Raw genomic sequence first — 16,954 nt, 5'->3', positions numbered from 1 at the left:
GGATCCCAAAACAAAACTAAGTGTGAGGTGTCCCACTGTCAAGGGTTTTCTGTGCCCTGCCTCACGCAACCAAATGTGACCGGGCGGCCGTCCGGTCACACTCTGCCGCGGGCGCTACGGAGAGTTACGCCACTCCGTTGTGCCCGTGGGCCAGGATCTCGGCGAGCTCCGCCAGGCGGTGCGCCCGGGCGGACTCGGCCGGTGTGAAAGGCTCGCCCGGGCGGGAAAACACCAGCGGACCGTGCCAGGCCGTCGGGATCTTCAACAGGGTGCCGCCATTCGGGGCCCCGGAATGCCCGACGCCGGAACCCGCCTCGCCTGCCTGCGTTCCCGTTCCGGCCGGGACCACCTGCGCGGACAGCAGTTCCGCGACGGCGAGGGCCAGTTCGTCCGGGTTGCCGGCCACCCGGGCGGCGATGCTCAACGCCTTGGTCTGGCCGTCCGCCATGGCCAGGGCTGTGGTGGGCCAGACATGGGAGTCCCGCCCGCCGCCGTCGGCCAGCGCCTTGAGCAGCTCCTGCTCGCCGAGGTGGCCGGGCGCGGAGAGGACAAACTCATCCAGCGCCGCCCCGTCCATCGGATGGACATGGATGCTGAGGATGTTGGTGTCCAGCCGGGCGAGGGCCTGGGTGAGTTTCTGCAGGGCGCCGGGCTGGTCGCGCACCAGCGTGCGGGCACGCCAGAGTGCCGGCGCCGAGTGCAACCGGCGGCGGTGCCGGAGGGCGGGTGCGTGCAACCAGCTGCGCAGCACCCGCGCGGCGGACGGCTCGGCCACCCAGATCACCAGTGCCGTGGCCGTGACTGTCAACAGCAGCACCTTGGCCAGGTAGGGGAGGTGGGTTTCCACCACGAGCGCGTGGACCAGCAGCTCGATGGGAAGCATCGCGGCGATCTGGGCAACGGTGAACCGTGCTTTGGGAGGTTCGGGCATTCGGCCGCAGACCTCACAGCTGAGCTCTGCGGTGGCCGGCGTCTGCTGCTTGGCTTTCATGCCCCCATGTTCCCCGGAAGGTGTTTCGCCCCCGTTGCCGCCCGGTCACGAATGTGGGGCATCAAGGAAAGGGGCCGGCAGCGTCCCTCGCGGAGCTGCCGGCCCCTTGTGTTCGCCAGCCTCGCTAGCGTGTGAGGTCCGAATCCCGGGATGCGCGGTTGCCCGCGGCAAGCTCGCCGAGGAAGTCGCGGATTTCCACCAGCAATTCGGTGTCCGTGGGCTCGGGAGCGGCTTCCTCTTCGCTGCCTCGGCGGTTCTTGACCAGCGCGTTGAGCTTGTTCATGGGCGCCACGAAGACGAAATACACGACGCCGGCGGTGATCATGAAGGTCACGAAGGCGGTGATGACTGCGCCGAAGTTCACGAACGTGGCGGGGTTGTCCGGCCAGATCCTGAAGCCCAGGCCGCCGGCGTTCACGCCGCCGGCAGCGGCGATGACCGGGTTGACGATGTTGGTGGTGAAGGCCGAGACGAGCGCGGTGAAGGCGGTGCCGACCACCACGGCGATGGCCAGTTCGATCACGTTGCCGCGAAGGATGAAGTCCTTGAATCCCTTGAGCATGAAGAGTCCTCCGGTGTTGTTGGTTCCGGCGCCCGGGCGTAATGGGCGCGGATTGCGGCACGCTGGTGGATGGCCTCCCGCACCGGATCAACAGGCGCGTCGGCGTGCGGCGGGTGCAGGAAAACCGCTTGGGCGGCTCAGCACAACGCGTACCAAACTATCATTTCCTGGCCTCGCGAGCGCGACGGCGGACTGCGCTGTGCGGCCCGGCCCGCCGTCGTCGGGCTGCCGGCGCTACTTCTTGAGGGCGGCGTCGATGGCCGGCCGCTCGGCGACCACGGGGAAGCCTCCGGTGTAACCGGACCGCTCCTTGGCGGCCGCATAGATGCCGTTCCGCGCGGCGAACCAGCCCGCCACGAGGAGCGGCACCAGCACCACCAGCGAGGCGAGCACCCAGCGTCCCGTTTCCGAAAAGCCCATCGAGACCATGACGAACAACAGGAACGCCAGGGTCAGGTAGGACGTGAAGGGTGCGCCGAACAAGCGGAAGGATGGCCGTTCGAGCTTTCCTTCCTCCGCCCATTTCTGCAGCTTAATCTGGCACAGGATGATGGTGGCCCAGCCTCCGATGATGCCGATGGCCGAGACCTCCAGGACGATCTCGAAGGCCTCCGAGGGGAACACGGCATTCAGTCCGACGCCGAGCAGCGTGATGACGGCCGTAAGCAGGATGCCCCCGTAGGGGACGCCGTTGCCGCTCATCTTGGCCGTAAAGCCCGGCGCGGAACCGTTGACGGCCATGGAGCGCAGGATGCGGCCCGTGGAGTAGAGGCCGGCGTTGAGGCTCGAGAGCGCGGCGGTGAGCACCACGAAGTTCATGATCGAGGCCGAGGTGGCACCGGCGTCGGGGGATCCGATGTGCGAGAAGAACGTCACGAACGGCGATTCGCCGGCTTTGTATTCGGTGAACGGCAGGAGCAGCGAAAGCAAGAGCACCGAGCCCACGTAGAAGATGCCGATGCGGAAGACCACCGTGTTCACGGCCTTGGGCATGACTTCCTTGGGCTTTTCGGTTTCGCCGGCAGCCGTGCCTACCAGTTCAATGGCGGCGTAAGCGAAGACGACTCCGCTCACCGCCAGCAAGGGGGCAACAGCACCCATCGGGAACAGACCTCCGTTGTCCGCCATGACGCTGAAGCCCGTAGCGCCGACGTCCGTCCGGCCGCCGAATACCAGGAAGCACACACCGATGATGAGGAAAAGGACGAGGGCGGTGACCTTGATCAAGGCAAACCAGAACTCCATTTCGCCGAAGAGTTTGACCGAGACCAGGTTGAGCGCGAGTACTACCACCAGCGCCATAAGCGCGATGGCCCACTGGGGAACGGATTGCAGCGGCTCCCAAAAAGGTGCCCAGAATTTCACATAGAGCGCGACCGCGGTGACATCCACCACCGAGGTCATGGCCCAGTTCAAGAAGTACAGCCAGCCGGCGGCGAAGGCCATTTTCTCCCCGTAGAACTCGCGCGCGTACGAGATGAAGGAGCCGGACGACGGGCGGTGCAGCACCAACTCGCCCAAGGCGCGCAGGATGAGGAACGCGAAGAAGCCGCAGACGGCGTAAACGAGGATCAGGGCGGGGCCGGAGCCATGGAGGCGGCCGCCGGCCCCCATGAACAGTCCGGTTCCGATCGCACCGCCGATGGCGATCATCTGGATCTGCCGGGGCTTGAGCGTCTTGTGGTAGCCGGAGTCCTCGCTCGAGAAATCCTGCGCTGCGAGCGTCACGTCGCCAAGGTACTCGCGTTCGTTCTCCAGGTCTCCGGCAGGATCGTGCACTGGTCTTTGTGGATCGGACATTGGTCCCCCTTTTTTGCCTGTCCGCCTGCGGAGCCCGGTTCGAGGCGCCGCGATATCAAACGCTGTCCACGCTAGGGAGCTGCAGTTTCCCGGTTATTTCATGGGTGTTAAGTTACGGAAATTCCGACTATGGATATTTCCGGGGCTATTCCCTTTTTGCGCGGCAAAGACTGTTTCAGGCCGGAAACAATTCCGCAATAACCATGGGATGTACTCATCCCACTCGTGAAAGGTGAGCGGAATGTCAGACCTGTTTGAAGACTATGAAAGAGGCATCAGGCGCAGCGGTGCGTTTGATGAGATGTTCGGCCCGGACATGCTGACGCGGGACTCGTACGCCGACGTCGCGGCGGCCCTGGACAGCCTCGCGCTGGAGGACGTCACGGCCCGGGCGGACTCCATGGCCCGGACTTTCCTGGACCGCGGCGTCACCTTCGACTATGCGGGGGAGGAGCGTCCCTTCCCGCTGGACATCGTGCCCCGGGTGATCCCGGCGGACGATTGGGGTGTCCTGGAACGCGGGGTCGCGCAGCGGGTGAAGGCGCTGGAAGCGTTCCTGAACGACGTTTACGGGCGCATGGCCGTGGTGTCCGACGGCGTGATCCCGCGGCAGCTGATTACCACCAGCGCGCATTTCCACCGGGCCGTGCACGGTTTCGAACCGGCAGGCGGGGTTCGGGTGCATATTTCGGGGATCGACGTCATCCGGGATGCTGCCGGTGATTTCCGGGTCCTGGAGGACAACGTGCGCGTACCTTCCGGGGTCAGCTATGTCCTGGAAAACCGCCGCGCCATGGCCAAGGGCCTGCCGGAGGCCTTCGGCCAGCAGCCCATCCGGGCAGTGGAGGAATACCCGCGCCGCCTGCTGTCCGCCTTGCGCAAGACCGCACCGTCCGGCGTCGACGATCCCACCGTCGTCGTCCTGACCCCAGGCGTCTTCAACAGCGCCTATTTCGAGCACACCCTGCTGGCCGGCCTCATGGGCGTGCAATTGGTGGAGGGCCGCGACCTCATCTGCCGCGGCAACCGGGTTTACATGCGCACCACGGATGGCGAACGGCGTGTGGATGTCATCTACAAACGCCTGGACGACGAGTTCCTGGATCCCCTGCAGTTCCGTTCCGATTCCATGCTCGGCTGCCCCGGGATCGTGAATGCGGCCCGCGCCGGCAACGTGACCATCGCCAACGCGGTGGGCAACGGCGTCGCCGACGACAAGCTGGTGTACTCCTACGTTCCGGACCTGATCCGCTATTACCTGGGGGAAGAACCGGTCATCGCCAACGTGGACACCTTCCGCCTGGAGGAGAAGGAAGCCCGCGAACACGTGCTGGACCGCCTGGACGAGCTCGTGGTGAAACCCGTGGACGGTTCCGGCGGCAAGGGCCTGGTGATCGGCCCGGATGCTTCCAAGGACGAACTCGACGCCCTGCGCCAACGGATCCTGACGGACCCGCGCGGCTGGATCGCCCAGCCCGTGCTGCAGCTCTCCACTGTGCCCACGCTCTCCGGGGACAAGTTCGGCCCGCGCCACGTGGACCTGCGGCCCTTCGCCGTGAACGACGGCGACGACGTCTGGGTGCTGCCCGGCGGCCTCACCCGGGTGGCACTGAAGGAGGGGTCCCTGATTGTGAATTCTTCCCAGGGCGGCGGTTCGAAGGACACCTGGGTGCTGGCGGAAGCGCCGCAGGATGTGCCTCCGCTTCCTTCCCGGCCGTCCATCCCGGTCAGGCAGCAGGTATCGGTGTGGCCCATTGAAAGCAACTGGCAGGACGGCGCGGACCAGTGACCAACCCTCCTACAACCCTCGACGTGCCTTGAAGGTGGAAGACGATGCTTAGCCGGATTGCTGAATCACTGTTCTGGATCGGACGCTACGTGGAACGTGCCGACGGCACCGCCCGGATCCTCGATGTCCACCTGGAGCGCCTCAACAACCTCCCCGAGTTCCAGCAGGAGCGGATTTCCCGCGACCTCCTGGCACTCGTCGGCACCCATGCCGGGCCGGAGCCGGTATCGCGCGAAGTCCTGCTCAGGACCCTCGCCTACGACGCCTTCAATCCGGCGTCGATTGCCGGCTCCCTCTCGGCAGCCCGCGAAAACGCGCGCCGGGCGCGGGAGACCGTTTCGTCGTCGTTGTGGGAAGGGCTCAACACCACCTACTACGGCATCAACCGGCACCGCCAGGACCTCGTTGGCGCCTTCGGGTTCTGCCACTGGGTCCTCGAACGCTCCGCCGTCATCACCGGGCTGGCGGACTCGACCGTCAGCCATGACGAAAGCTGGCTTTTCCTCATGCTGGGCCGGTCCCTGGAACGCGCCGACATGACAGCCCGGATGCTGTCCACACGGGATCTCCTCAGCGGCGGGATCTCCTGGGTGCACATGCTCCGCTGCGCGGGTGCCTACGAATCCTTCCTGCGCAATAGCGGCGGATCCTCGGGGGACCGGAACGCCGCCGAGTTCCTGCTCCTGGACCGGCTGTTCCCCCGCTCCATCGTGTACGCGCTGCGCGATGCCGAGGACTGCCTGGCCAAGCTGGATCCGTCCTCGCAGCGCGTCGGCTTCATCGACGACGCCCGGCGGATCGTGGGCCAGGCACGGACTTTCCTGGAGTTCCACCGCACGGACAACCTGCTGGAAGAACTCCCGGAACACATGGACCGCGTCCAGAAGGCCGTGGCACAGGCCTCCGAGGCAATCTCGCTCAAGTACTTCAACCAGGCCAAGGAACTCGAATGGATAGGGGAAGTCTCATGACCCGCCTGAAGATCGTCCACACCACGTCCTACCTGTACAACGGAGGCGTCGCCCGCTCCTACAACGAGGCCCGGCTGACCCCGCTCAGCCGGGACGGGCAGATGGTGCTGGAAAACAGCGTGAAGGTGGCACCGTCGTCGGCAGCGGTGGGAAGCTACAGCGACTATTGGGGCACCCGGGTGACCACCTTCGACCTGCAGCACTGGCACGAGAAGATGAACGTCACCGCGACCACCACCGTGGAAGTCGACCGCTCGCGGCCCGCGCCCAAGGCGGACGCCGTGGACTGGGAGACCCTGCGTTCCGGCGAGGTGACGGATGCCTGCGCTGAATGGCTCGCCCCCACCCGGCTGACGGAGATCGGTGATGAGGTCCGGGCCGCTGTTTCGCACGCAGCGGAAGGGCTGTGGCCCGCGGATGCCGCGCCTGCGGTGATGGCATGGATGCGGGGTGAGATGAAGTACGTCAAGGGCGTCACAGGTGTCACCACCAATGCCGAACAGGCATGGCGGCAGCGCACGGGTGTGTGCCAGGACCTGGCCCACCTTGGTGTCGGGGCCCTGCGGAGCCTCGGAATTCCCGCCCGATACGTCTCCGGATACATCCATCCCAATCCGGAAGCGCCCGTGGAGGAAACCGTGGCCGGGCAGTCGCACGCGTGGCTTGAATGGTGGGACGGGCAGTGGAACAGTTGGGACCCCACCAACCACAAACCGGCGGGCAATCTGCACGTGACGGTAGCCGCCGGGCGTGACTACCGCGATGTTTCTCCGCTGCGTGGCATCCTGTCCGGCGGGGGTGGCGCGGCTCCCCAGGTAACGGTGGCGATCACCAGGGTTGCATAGCGGAGGAGCCCGGGGGCCCGGCCGCCTCTCCGCGTGGAGCGCCCTTGGCGGCGATGAACTGCCGGATCCAGGTGACGGTTTCCGGGCGGTCCAGGTGCAGGCCGTGCCGGGCGCCGGGGACCTTCACCAGCGTGGAGCGGCGGATGCCCCGGTGCAAAAGCACGGCGTCGGCAAGGGGAGTGAGCGCGTCCTCGGTGCCGTGCAGGATGAGCGTTGGGGCCTGGATGGCGCCGAGTGAATCCCAGGCGTCGTGCGTGCGGCTGGCCTGGAAATGCCGTGCCTTCGCCCAGGCCGAGGCCGGGGTCCCGAAGAAGGCGCGCACGGCGTCGGGATGTTCCCGGGACCACGCCGGATCGAAGAACAGGGGCGCCATCAAATCCGGGTCGCCGCTCAGCAGCGCCTCGAAGGCCGTTCCGGAGGTGCGGGCGTCCACCCAGGCGCCCGCCCGCCGTCCGCCGCTGGTCGCGGCGAGGACCAGGGCCCGGACCCGGTCCGGGTGGTCGATCGCGAGCCATTGGGCGATCCGGCCACCCATCGAATGCCCGTACACATGGGCGGAGCCGACCCCGGCGGCATCAAGGACGGCGGCCGCGTCGGCTGCCAAGAGCCTGGTGGTGTAGCGCTCCGGGTTGCCCTTGGCACTGCCGCCTACGCCACGGTGGTCGTAGCGGATCACGCGGAAGTGACCGGCGAGCGCGTCCGCCGTCGGACCCCACCCGGCCATGCCGGTTGCCTGGCCGGCGAGCAGGAGGAGGGGGTCGCCGTCGCCCGCTTCGCTCCACAGCAGTTCGGCGCCGTCGGGGGCCGGGGCAATCTTCACCCGGCCACTCTAGCCGCAGCGGCACCGCGCGCGCCGTGGCGCAGCACACGCGCTGACTCGGGTGCCTTGATCCGGATGCCTTGATCCCGCCGGACGACGATCCTAGGGTCGGGGCATGCTGATCGTTGGTTCCATCGTCATCCGTGTGGACAACCTGGCGTCCCAGATCGGCTTCTGGACGCGCGCCTTGGACTACGTCCTGAGGGAGCCGCCGGAGGCCGACTTCGCGCTGCTGCAGCCGCGGACCGGGCAGGGACCGAACGTTTCCCTCGACGCCGTTCCCTCCCGCCGCGTGCTGCCGCCGCGCATCCACCTGGACCTGTACGCCGAGGACCAGGCCGCGGAGGTGCGGCGCCTGACGGAGCTGGGTGCGCGCGAAATCGAGTGGAGCCGCAGGCCGGCGGACGCCGACTACGTGATCATGGAGGACCCCGAGGGCAACCGCTTCTGCGTGGTGGATGCCGCGGGCTGGTCGGGCTGGGCAAGGGTCCAAGCCACTTGATCAAACTGGCTATGTTTTTCCAGTTCACTTTTACCGTGAAAGCTGAACCCGGTGATGCACAGGAGGAAACACCATGGTCAGCTACGAATTCTCACAGGTGGACGTTTTGCGCCTGGTCCCAAGGCGGGCAATCCGGTGGCAGCGGTCCAAGCCCGAGCACCCCGACGCCGACGGCCTCAGCAGCGAACAGATACAACGAAGACCCCGTGACCGGCAGTGCCAACGCCGGACCGGCGCAATGGCTCCTCGCCGAGGGCGTCACGGACGGAAACTACACGGCGCGACAAAGAACGGTGCTGGGCCGCGGCGGGATCATCGAGCTCAGCAACGAGTCCGGGTCCATCTGGGTGGGTGGAACCAGCCGCAGCGTGATCAAGGGCAGCGTCAGCTTCTAGCCGGGCCAGGTTTTCGCTGGGGAGGTGGCGACGCGTAGCATCGGCGTGCGTCCGTGACGAACGTGACTGATCTTGATCCGGCGTACTCCGGGTCCGCGGGGTATTTTTGGAACAGGAGTCCCCCACCATGAAGGAGAAGCACATGCCGGACATTGTTGTCGTCGGAGTGGATGGAAGCGAAACCGCCACAAAGGCAGCCGAGACCGCCAGGAACCTCGCCGCGGCCCTCGGCGCCAAGCTGCACGTGGTCACGGCTTTCGAGGGCGACAGGGTGTCGCTCCACGGTGCGGGCAGCGAACGGGCCATCGTCTTCGGCGACCCCGGGCGTGAGGCCAAGGAAACGGCCAGCAAGGTGGCGGCCGGCTTGCAGCAGGAGGGCGTGGAGATCGAGGCGTTTTCGGCCGTCGGCAACCCCGCCCAGGCCCTGATCGCCCACGCCGAGAACCACAATGCCAGCGTGATCGTCGTGGGCAACCGGCGGATGAAGGGCCTGGCCCGGGTGCTTGGCAGCGTGGCCAACACCGTCGCCCACAAGGCTCCCTGCGACGTCTACATCGCCGACACCGTCGAATAAGAACGGTCGAACACAGCGCGAACGTACAGTTGGGGCCCTGAAATCCGCGAAAACGGGGCCACAAATGTACGTTCGCGCTTCCTATGCCGTGAACCTACGCCGTGAACGCCAGCTCTTCGGCCTTCACGGGAAAGCGCAGCGCCTCGCCCCGCGCTGCCCGGTAGGCCTCGTCGATGGCGCTCGCGGCCAGCCGTTCCAGCTCGTTGCCCAGGGAACCCGCCAGGTGCGGGGTCAGCAGCACGTTCGGATTCGTGTAGAACCCCGAGTCCGGAGGCAGCACCCACGGCGTGGTGACGTCCAGCACCGCGAAAACATCGCCCCGCTCAAGCCGTCGCAGCAGTGCGTCCTGGTCCACCAGCTCTCCGCGCGAGGTGTTGATGAACGTGGCGCCGGGACGCAGCAGGGCGATCAGGCCGGCGTCGACCATGTGCCGGGTGGCCGGCAGCGACGGCGCATGGAGGGACACGACGTCGGAGGTCGCCATCAGTTCCTCCAGCCCCACCAGCTCCACCCCCAGGGCGGCGGCCTGCTCCGGCGTCACAAACGGATCGGCCAGGACCACCTGCAGTTCGTAGGCCGCGAGCAGCCGGATCACGTGCCGGCCGATCTTTGACGCGCCGATGATCCCCACGCGCTTGCCGTAGTTGCCCATGTCCGGAAACAGCCCTTCGGGGTCGACGGCGGCCCGCGCCCCGTGCAGTTCGCGCGCGATCTGTAGCACCCGTTTGTTCGCCAGCAGGATCATCGCCAGGGTGTACTCGGCCACAGGGATCGCGTTGGCGTCCGCGGCCGTGCTGACCTGGATGCCGCGTTCCCAGCATTCCGCTCCCACATGGTGCTTCAGGGAGCCCGCGGCGTGCAGCACGTACCGCAGCCGCGGCGCGGCGTCCAGCACGGCACCGTCGATCATCGGGCAGCCCCAGCCCGTGAGCAGCACATCGGCTTCGGCCAGCAGCCGTTTGGCCTCCGGGGAGGAAAAGTCAGTGATCGGTTCCGGGCTGAGCAGCCGCAGCGGGCCGGTCACCGTGGCGAGGCGTTGCAGCGGGAAGACTTTCCGCCCGACGTCGGAAGCCATGGCCAGCGCGACGTTCAGCGGACGGGTGGCCGGGTCAGTCGTGCTCATTTGACGCTCCCCGTGGTCAGGCCGGACTTCCAGAAGCGCTGCAGCATGATGAAGGCGATGAGCAGCGGGATCACGGAAAGCAGGGATGCGGTGATGACCATCGGGGAGAACTCCGGCTGCGGGACCGAGTAGCCCTGCCAGATGGAAATGCCCACGCTGACCGGCAGGAGTTGCTGGTCCTGCAACATCACCAGGGGCAGCATGAAGTTGTTCCACACTCCGACGAACTGGAACAGGGCGATGGTGATGAAGCCGGGCATCATCATGGGCAGGCCGAGGGAGAAGAAGGAACGCACGGGACCGGCGCCGTCAACACGGGCCGCTTCCAGCGTTTCATCCGGAACGTAGGACGAACTGTAGACCCGAGCAAGGTAGACGCCGAAGGGGTTGCACAGCACCGGGATGAGAATGGCCCAGACGGTGTTCGTGATGCTGAAGACCGAGGCCAGCAGGTACATCGGCAGCACCGTGGCGGTGTTGGGGATGAGCACGCCCAGCAGCACGAAACCGAACCAGGCCTTCTTGCCGCGGAATTGGAACTTGTCGAAGGCGTAGCCGGCCATGACCGAGACCAGGCCGCCGAGTACGGCCCCGAACCCGGCGTACAGCACGGAGTTGCCCATCCAGCGGAAGAAGATCCCGCCGTCCTGGCCGATCACCGCGGCGATGTTCTCGACGAAGGCGAAGCGGCCCAGCGAGTAGGCAGGTGTGCCGTAGAGGTCGGCGGTGTCCTTGGTGGCGGCGAAGAAGAGCCACAGCACGGGGAGCACCATGTAGGCGCAGCCCAGGACCAGCAGGGCGTTGACGGTGAAGGCACTGGCAAAGCCGCCCTCGCGGGACAGCCGGTTACCGCCGGGGCGCTTGCCGCCCCGCCGGCTTCCGTCGTCGTGCTTCCGGCGGGCGACGCCGGCAGACGGGCGGGACGGGGCACTGACAGTCTCGGTGATCATGCTTTGTTCATCCTGGAACTGAATCGGGTGACGGTCAGGGAAAGCCCGGCGGCCAGGAGGGCGATGATGATCGACGCGGCCGCGGCCTGGTTCAGGTTGTGCCGGTTGAAGGCTGCGTCGTAGGCCCAGAGGTTGGGTACCCAGGTGCTGGTGACCGATGCCGTGGCCTTGGAAATGATCGACGGCTCCGTGAAGAGCTGCAGGGTACCGATCACTGTGAAGAGGATGATGACGCTCAGGGCGGGGAGGATCAGCGGGAATTTGATGCTGAGGGCCGCCCGGATTTCGCCGGCGCCGTCCACACGGGCGGCCTCGAGGATTTCCCGGGGCACGGCCTGCAGGGCGGTGAAGAGGATGATCACGTTGTAGCCGGTCCATTCCCAGACGGCGATGTTCACGATCGAGGGCAGCACCAGGTGCGCGTCGAGGAAGTTGAGCTGGATGCCGCCGCTTTGGAGCGCCTGGACCAGGGGGCTGACGCCCGGGGTGTAGAGGTACGCCCAGATGAGCGCGGCGATGACGCCCGGCACGGCGTGCGGCAGGAAGACGAGCAGCTGGAACAGCTTGCGCGCCCGCGCCACCGTGGCGTCCAGCAGCAGGGCGAAGACGACGGCGCCGCCCACCATGCAGGGGATGTAGATCAGGCAGTAGAGGGCCAGCCGGCCCAGGCCACCGGTGAAGGTTTCCGACTGGAACACCTGGACGTAGTTTTCCAGGCCGACGAAGGACGTCTTGGCCCCGCCGAACCCGAGGCCCGACTTCTGCTGGGCATAGAAGCTCAGCACCAGCGAATAGACCACGGGGGCGATCATGGCCACGGCGAAGACCGCGAAGAACGGGAAGAGGAACAGGGCGGCGGTGCGGCCACCGGTGCCGGACATGGTGCTTGTCTTTCTGGCCATGGGTATCTCCTGAAGGGGTGGCGGCGCCTGCAGCCGATGGGGCTGCGGGCGCCGCCGGGATGCTGATTCCGGGCGCCTATTCCTTGACGGACAGGCCGTTCTGCTTGAAGCCGGACAGGGTAGCGTCGCTGGAGCTGTCCAGGGCGTCGCCGATCTTGCCGCCGGTGGTAAGCGCGCCGAAGGAGTCCTTCAGTGCCGTGTTGGTGACGTCCCAGTTAGGGCCCCACTGCCAGCCGGGAAGGATGGTGGCGTAGGCCTTGTCGAAGACGGCGTAGATGTCGTTGCCGAAGTAGCCGGCGTCGAAGGCCTTCTGGGCTTCCTTGGTGAGGCCGGGGTAGGCGAGGTAGGCGGAACCGGTGTTGCCGCGGGCGGCGACGGCTTCGGGGCTCGTGGCGAGGAACTCGATGAACTTCGCGGCGGCCGCGGGGTTCTTGCTGCTCTTGGTCACGTTGAAGCTGGAGCCGCCATAGAAGGCGCCGGCCGGGCTGCCCCAGTTGGGAGCCTCGGCTGCGATCCACTTGCCTTTCTGGCCGCTGGCTTCGGTGCGCTTCTGGATGCCGGTGGCGCTCCAGTTGGCGCCGAGCACGCCGGCCAGGGTCCCGTTGGCCAGGTCCGCGCTCCATTCATCGCTGAAGGCCTGTTCCACCTTGACGATCTTGTTGTCGATCATGCGCTGCCAGAAGGCCGAGACCTTCCTGGTGGCCTCGTCCCGGAGGCCCAGCTTCCAGCTGTCGCCTTCGGTGCTGAACCACTTGGCGCCGGCCTGCCAGGACAGCGCGGCCGTCAGTGTGGGCTCGTTCGGGTAGAAGCTGGCCAGGTAGGACTTGGGGGACACGGCCTTGAGCTTCTTGCCGGCGGCCTCGAATTCCTCCCAGGTCTTCGGAACCGTGGCGCCAGCCTTGTCCAGCAGGTCCTTGCGGTACCACATGACCATCGGGGCGGCGTCGTAGGGCAGGCCATAGCTCTTGCCGTCGAACTGCACCAGGCCACGGATCTGCTCGCTGACCTTGTCCACGGTGTTGGCTTTGTCGATGAAACCGTCCAGCGGCTGGACCTGCCCGTTGCTGACAAACTGCGGCAGCTGCGCGTATTCGATAGTGGAGACGTCCGGGCCGTTGCCCGCGGTGATGGCGGTGGAGAGCTTGGCGTAGCCGCCGTTGCCGCCGTTCGGGATGGTTTCGAACTTGACCTTGATCTTGTCCTGGCTGGCGTTGAACTTCTCGGCAACCTTGTCCATGCCGGCCAGGGAGGACCAGAAGGTGATGGTTCCGCTGGCTTCACCCGAGGGTGCGGACGGGGTGGTTGCGGGGCCGGTGCCGCAGCCGCTCAGCAGGGCCGCGCTGGTAAGCAGGCTGGCTGCGCTGAGGAGTAGGTGGCGACGCTTCATTGTGTTCTCCCTTGAATTCACGATGCGAAGGAATGCACACCATGAAATCCACAAAAGTGAACAGACTCAACGAAGTGAACAGAACTGAACAGCGGGCGCCGGGGCGGACTCACACCCGGCTGGAGTCCCGCACTACGAGCGTGGGCGAAAGGCTGACCCGCTGCAGCGCGCCGGTCCCGCCGCGGCGCCCGCCGATCCGGTTCAGGCACATCAGCAGAGCCTGGTACCCGACGTCGAACTTCGGCGGTGCCACGGCACTCAAGGCGACGGCCCCCAGGGCGGCGATCTCGTCGTCGTACGCGACGATTGCGAAGTCCTCCGGCACCCGGAGCCGGCGCTCCTGGCAGGCGCTGGTGAACTGCAGGGCGTCCTCGTCGGTATGGATGATCGCGGCGGTCACTCCCTCGGCGGTGTAGCGGTCCAGCAGCCCCTCCACCGCGGCGCGGTGCCCGGCCGGATCGCTGCGCGGCCGGGCCAGTGCCCGCACCAGGGATTCGTCGTGCGGCATGCCCGCACGGCGCAGCGCGAGGTGGTAGCCCTCCACCACCGGGGCCGCAGTGGGGCTACCCTCGCGGATGCAGAGCGCCACCTTCCGGTGCCCGAGGGACAACAGGTGGTTCACGGCGATCTCGGCCCCGCGCACGTGGTCGCTGCGCACGGACTCAAGCTCGCCGTCGTCGAGCGCGTCCTCGATGGACCGCTCGACCACCACCACCGGGACCCGGGCACCGGCCAGCAGCGCGAGCGTGTCCGTGCCGCCCAGCGCGGCTTCGCTGGGGGTGACGAGGATGCCGTCGACGCCGTTGTCCAGCAGGCGGCGCAGCTGCCGCTGCTCCTCCTGCACCGAGTAGTTCGAGACGCCGAGCACCAGCCGGACGCCCGCCTCCTGCGCGGCCGCTTCGGCACCGCGGATCACCCCGGGGAAGTAGTACGACGCCGACGGGACCACCATGCCGATCGTCGCCAAGGGCAGGCGGCGCGTTCGTGATGTCTTGGTGTTGCGCTGCGGCCCCGGGGCGCTTTCGGCTGCGGCGACGGCACCGCCGTGGACGCGGACCAGCAGGCCCTGCTCGGCGAGGGTGGCGAGATCCCGGCGGACGGTCATTCCGGAAATGCCGGCCTTGGCCGCGAACTCGGCGGCGTTCAGGGAACCGCGCATGGCCAGTTCGCGCAGGATGAGCCCTTTTCGGTCCTCTGGGAGCATTCGTCCGTCCTGAGAAATGTGTTCAGTAATGTTCAAGTTGGTCATTATGAACTAGAGCGGACATAGAGTGTCGAGTCAAGATGACTGCACACGAATCGCCCCAGCAAACAGCTGCCCCGTCCGGTGCCTTCGCCATGCCGGAAGCGGACTTCGAACTCAGCCCCATCACCGGGTGGACCCGGGCCCATTGGCTGGCCTTCGCCGACCAACAGCTCCTCGCGGCCAGGCGCCACTTCACCCCGGGCAAGGCGCTCATCCGGTTGCCGGGCCGGCCGTCCTGGTCGGGGGAACTGTCCGACGGCTTGGAGGGCTTCGCCCGGACCTTCATGCTGGCCGCCTTCCGGGTGGCCGGGGAACAAGGCGACGATCCGCACGGGCACCTCGCCTTCTACGCCGAGGGGCTCCTCGAGGGAACCCGTCCCGGCGGCAGCAAGGCATGGCCGGCCATCGTGGACCGCAGCCAGCCGATCGTGGAGGCAGCCTCCGTGGCGCTCGGCCTCCAGCTGACCAAGCCCTGGCTGTGGGACCGGTTCTCCGCGGAGGAGCAGCGGCAGGTGGCCGCGTGGCTCCAGGGCTCCTCCCGCAGTGAGGCCTGGGACAACAATTGGGTATTGTTCCAGGTGCTGATCGCCGAATTCCTGGCCGGCGCCGGTTGTGAATTCAATGGCGCGCAGATCGAGCACGGCCTGTCCCGGCTGGAGGACTGGTACGAAGGCGGGGGCTGGTACCGCGACGGCGACAACGACGGCACCGGCGACTTCTACGACTACTACTGCGGCTGGGCGCTCCACCTCTATCCGGTGCTGTGGGCGGGCTTTGCTTCGGGCCGGCATCCCTCGGCCCAAGCTTTGGGGGAACAGTACGCGGGGCGGCTGGCCGAATTCCTGCGGGACCACATGTTGTTCTTCGGCGGGCAGGGCGCCCCGGTGTTCCAGGGGCGGTCGCTCATCTACCGTTATGCCGCCGTCGCACCGTTGTTTCTGGGGTTCCTTGCACGTGAAGCCGGCCCGTTGACTCCCGGCCAGACCCGGCGGATCGCCAGCGGCGCGGCAAAGTACTTCCTGGAAGGCGGTGCCTATCCGGACGGACTGCCCACGCTCGGCTGGCTCGATGCTTTCGAGCCGATGGTGCAGTCCTACTCCGGGCCGGCCTCGCCGTTCTGGACCTCGAAGGCGTTCGTCGGCCTGCTCTTGCCGGCCACGCATCCCGTGTGGACCGCCGTCGAGGAGCCCGCGCCGGCGGAGACCGCCGACCACGTGCGGTACAGCCCCGCCCCCAACTACCTGTTGCACTCCACCGCTGCGGACGGGATAGCCCGTGTGCTCAACCATGGCAGCGACAAGTACTACGCCCCCGGTCCCGACGATCCGCACTACCGCCGGCTCGCCTACTCCAGCCATACGGCGCCGATGTTCACCGACGATCCCGTGGACAACCAGTTCGCCGTGCTGAGTTCCTTGGGTGTGCCGAGCCGGCGGTCCCGGATTCTCCGGCTGCCGGCCGGCTCCGGCCCAAGCGGCCGCCCCGCTGCGGCAAGCTGGCACCGCCCGGTGTGGTCCGACGTCGAGGACCAGGCCGGATCACCCTGGCGGGTGGCGAGCGGAACCACGGCGGCGGGCGGCTACGAACTGCGCGTGCACGTCGTGGACCGCGACGGCGGAATCCCCGCCGGCAGGGTCCGCGAAGGCGGCTACGCGCTGGCGTCCGCCGTTCCTCCTGTTGCTGAGGGGCAGGTCCTCGGCACCCCCGGGCTCCATTCCGCCATCTGGCCGCTGCACGGCTACTCCGGATCCGGCACCTTCCGGGCGGAAGGCGTCTCGCCACTGGGGCAGCACGCGGCCTGCGGGATCCTCGAAGGTGAGCTGGCCGGGAACCGCAGCGTGTTCGCTTCCCTTGTGTATCTGGGCGGTGCGGCGCCGGCGCTTCAGCCTGAAAGCTTCGAAATCCACGACGACGGCACCCGCGTTACGGCGTCACTCGCGTTGCAGGGTCCGGCCGGCGAGCCCGGCGCGGTGCTGGAACTCGCATTCGACTTCCAGCCCTGACGTTCCCTCCGGTCACAATCTGCAGGTAGCCACACGGATGTGAAGGCCGTGGGACGGGCCGTTTACGCTGCTCGGTGATACACCCCCATCGCAC

16 protein-coding genes are annotated in these 16,954 nt (G+C 67.1%); 7 read left to right on the top strand and 9 right to left on the bottom strand.

What is annotated here, in order from left to right:
* Positions 1-124: 124 nt before the first annotated feature.
* The 3 genes from ACN9M4_RS19465 to ACN9M4_RS19455 form a co-directional block, all read right to left on the bottom strand.
* A complete protein-coding gene (locus ACN9M4_RS19465; protein WP_426300846.1) occupies positions 125-991 on the bottom strand; it encodes an ACT domain-containing protein in 867 nt (288 codons plus the stop codon).
* Positions 992-1,115: 124 nt separating this feature from the next.
* Entirely contained in the window at positions 1,116-1,553 is a 438-nt protein-coding gene (gene mscL, locus ACN9M4_RS19460) for a large conductance mechanosensitive channel protein MscL (RefSeq protein ID WP_426300844.1), read from the bottom strand.
* Between the two features lie 234 nt (positions 1,554-1,787).
* Positions 1,788-3,353, bottom strand: coding sequence for an amino acid permease (locus ACN9M4_RS19455; RefSeq protein ID WP_426300842.1), 1,566 nt, complete (start codon positions 3,351-3,353; stop codon positions 1,788-1,790).
* Between the two features lie 241 nt (positions 3,354-3,594).
* Between ACN9M4_RS19455 and ACN9M4_RS19450 the strand changes: the two genes are divergently transcribed.
* Genes ACN9M4_RS19450 through ACN9M4_RS19440 form a run of 3 tightly spaced genes read left to right on the top strand, consistent with a single transcriptional unit; the run spans position 3,595 to position 6,958 of the window.
* Positions 3,595-5,142 (top strand): circularly permuted type 2 ATP-grasp protein, encoded by a 1,548-nt coding sequence (locus ACN9M4_RS19450; RefSeq protein ID WP_426300840.1) that lies wholly within the window; start codon positions 3,595-3,597, stop codon positions 5,140-5,142.
* Positions 5,143-5,186: 44 nt separating this feature from the next.
* Positions 5,187-6,113 (top strand): alpha-E domain-containing protein, encoded by a 927-nt coding sequence (locus ACN9M4_RS19445; protein WP_426300838.1) that lies wholly within the window; start codon positions 5,187-5,189, stop codon positions 6,111-6,113.
* The gene (locus ACN9M4_RS19440) at positions 6,110-6,958 is read left to right on the top strand and encodes a transglutaminase family protein (RefSeq protein WP_426303550.1); all 849 of its coding nucleotides are present in this window, start codon (positions 6,110-6,112) and stop codon (positions 6,956-6,958) included. The genes ACN9M4_RS19445 and ACN9M4_RS19440 overlap by 4 nt, the downstream gene beginning before the upstream one ends.
* On the opposite strand, the gene ACN9M4_RS19435 is transcribed toward ACN9M4_RS19440, so the two are convergent.
* Entirely contained in the window at positions 6,942-7,778 is an 837-nt protein-coding gene (locus ACN9M4_RS19435; RefSeq protein WP_426300836.1) for an alpha/beta fold hydrolase, read from the bottom strand. The two genes, ACN9M4_RS19440 and ACN9M4_RS19435, sit on opposite strands and share 17 nt — an antisense overlap.
* Positions 7,779-7,893: 115 nt before the next feature.
* Between ACN9M4_RS19435 and ACN9M4_RS19430 the strand changes: the two genes are divergently transcribed.
* From ACN9M4_RS19430 to ACN9M4_RS19420, 3 genes are all read left to right on the top strand, one after another.
* Positions 7,894-8,280 (top strand): VOC family protein, encoded by a 387-nt coding sequence (locus tag ACN9M4_RS19430; protein WP_426300834.1) that lies wholly within the window; start codon positions 7,894-7,896, stop codon positions 8,278-8,280.
* A 206-nt stretch (positions 8,281-8,486) separates the two neighbouring features.
* Entirely contained in the window at positions 8,487-8,675 is a 189-nt protein-coding gene (locus tag ACN9M4_RS19425; protein WP_426300832.1) for a hypothetical protein, read from the top strand.
* A gap of 142 nt (positions 8,676-8,817) precedes the next feature.
* On the top strand, positions 8,818-9,249 hold the full coding sequence (locus ACN9M4_RS19420; protein WP_426300830.1) for a universal stress protein: 432 nt from the start codon (positions 8,818-8,820) through the stop codon (positions 9,247-9,249).
* A 94-nt stretch (positions 9,250-9,343) separates the two neighbouring features.
* Here the strand turns inward: ACN9M4_RS19420 and ACN9M4_RS19415 are convergent, their stop codons facing one another.
* The 5 genes from ACN9M4_RS19415 to ACN9M4_RS19395 form a co-directional block, all read right to left on the bottom strand.
* A complete protein-coding gene (locus ACN9M4_RS19415; RefSeq protein ID WP_426300828.1) occupies positions 9,344-10,372 on the bottom strand; it encodes a hydroxyacid dehydrogenase in 1,029 nt (342 codons plus the stop codon).
* Positions 10,369-11,322, bottom strand: a complete 954-nt coding sequence (locus tag ACN9M4_RS19410) for a carbohydrate ABC transporter permease (protein ID WP_426300826.1) — start codon at positions 11,320-11,322, stop codon at positions 10,369-10,371. Before ACN9M4_RS19410 ends, ACN9M4_RS19415 begins: the two co-directional genes overlap by 4 nt.
* Complete coding sequence (locus ACN9M4_RS19405; RefSeq protein WP_426300824.1) at positions 11,319-12,224, bottom strand: carbohydrate ABC transporter permease; 906 nt, start codon at positions 12,222-12,224, stop codon at positions 11,319-11,321. The genes ACN9M4_RS19410 and ACN9M4_RS19405 overlap by 4 nt, the downstream gene beginning before the upstream one ends.
* A gap of 76 nt (positions 12,225-12,300) precedes the next feature.
* Positions 12,301-13,611, bottom strand: coding sequence for an ABC transporter substrate-binding protein (locus ACN9M4_RS19400; protein WP_426300822.1), 1,311 nt, complete (start codon positions 13,609-13,611; stop codon positions 12,301-12,303).
* Positions 13,612-13,720: 109 nt separating this feature from the next.
* Positions 13,721-14,815, bottom strand: coding sequence for a substrate-binding domain-containing protein (locus ACN9M4_RS19395; protein WP_426300820.1), 1,095 nt, complete (start codon positions 14,813-14,815; stop codon positions 13,721-13,723).
* Between the two features lie 80 nt (positions 14,816-14,895).
* On the opposite strand from ACN9M4_RS19395, the gene ACN9M4_RS19390 reads away from it, so the two are divergent.
* Positions 14,896-16,860 (top strand): DUF2264 domain-containing protein, encoded by a 1,965-nt coding sequence (locus ACN9M4_RS19390; RefSeq protein ID WP_426300818.1) that lies wholly within the window; start codon positions 14,896-14,898, stop codon positions 16,858-16,860.
* Positions 16,861-16,954: the final 94 nt, after the last annotated feature.

It is taken from the genome of Arthrobacter sp. R-11, assembly GCF_049913155.1.
Classification (GTDB): domain Bacteria; phylum Actinomycetota; class Actinomycetes; order Actinomycetales; family Micrococcaceae; genus Arthrobacter.
This window is presented reverse-complemented; position numbering and strand designations above follow the sequence as displayed.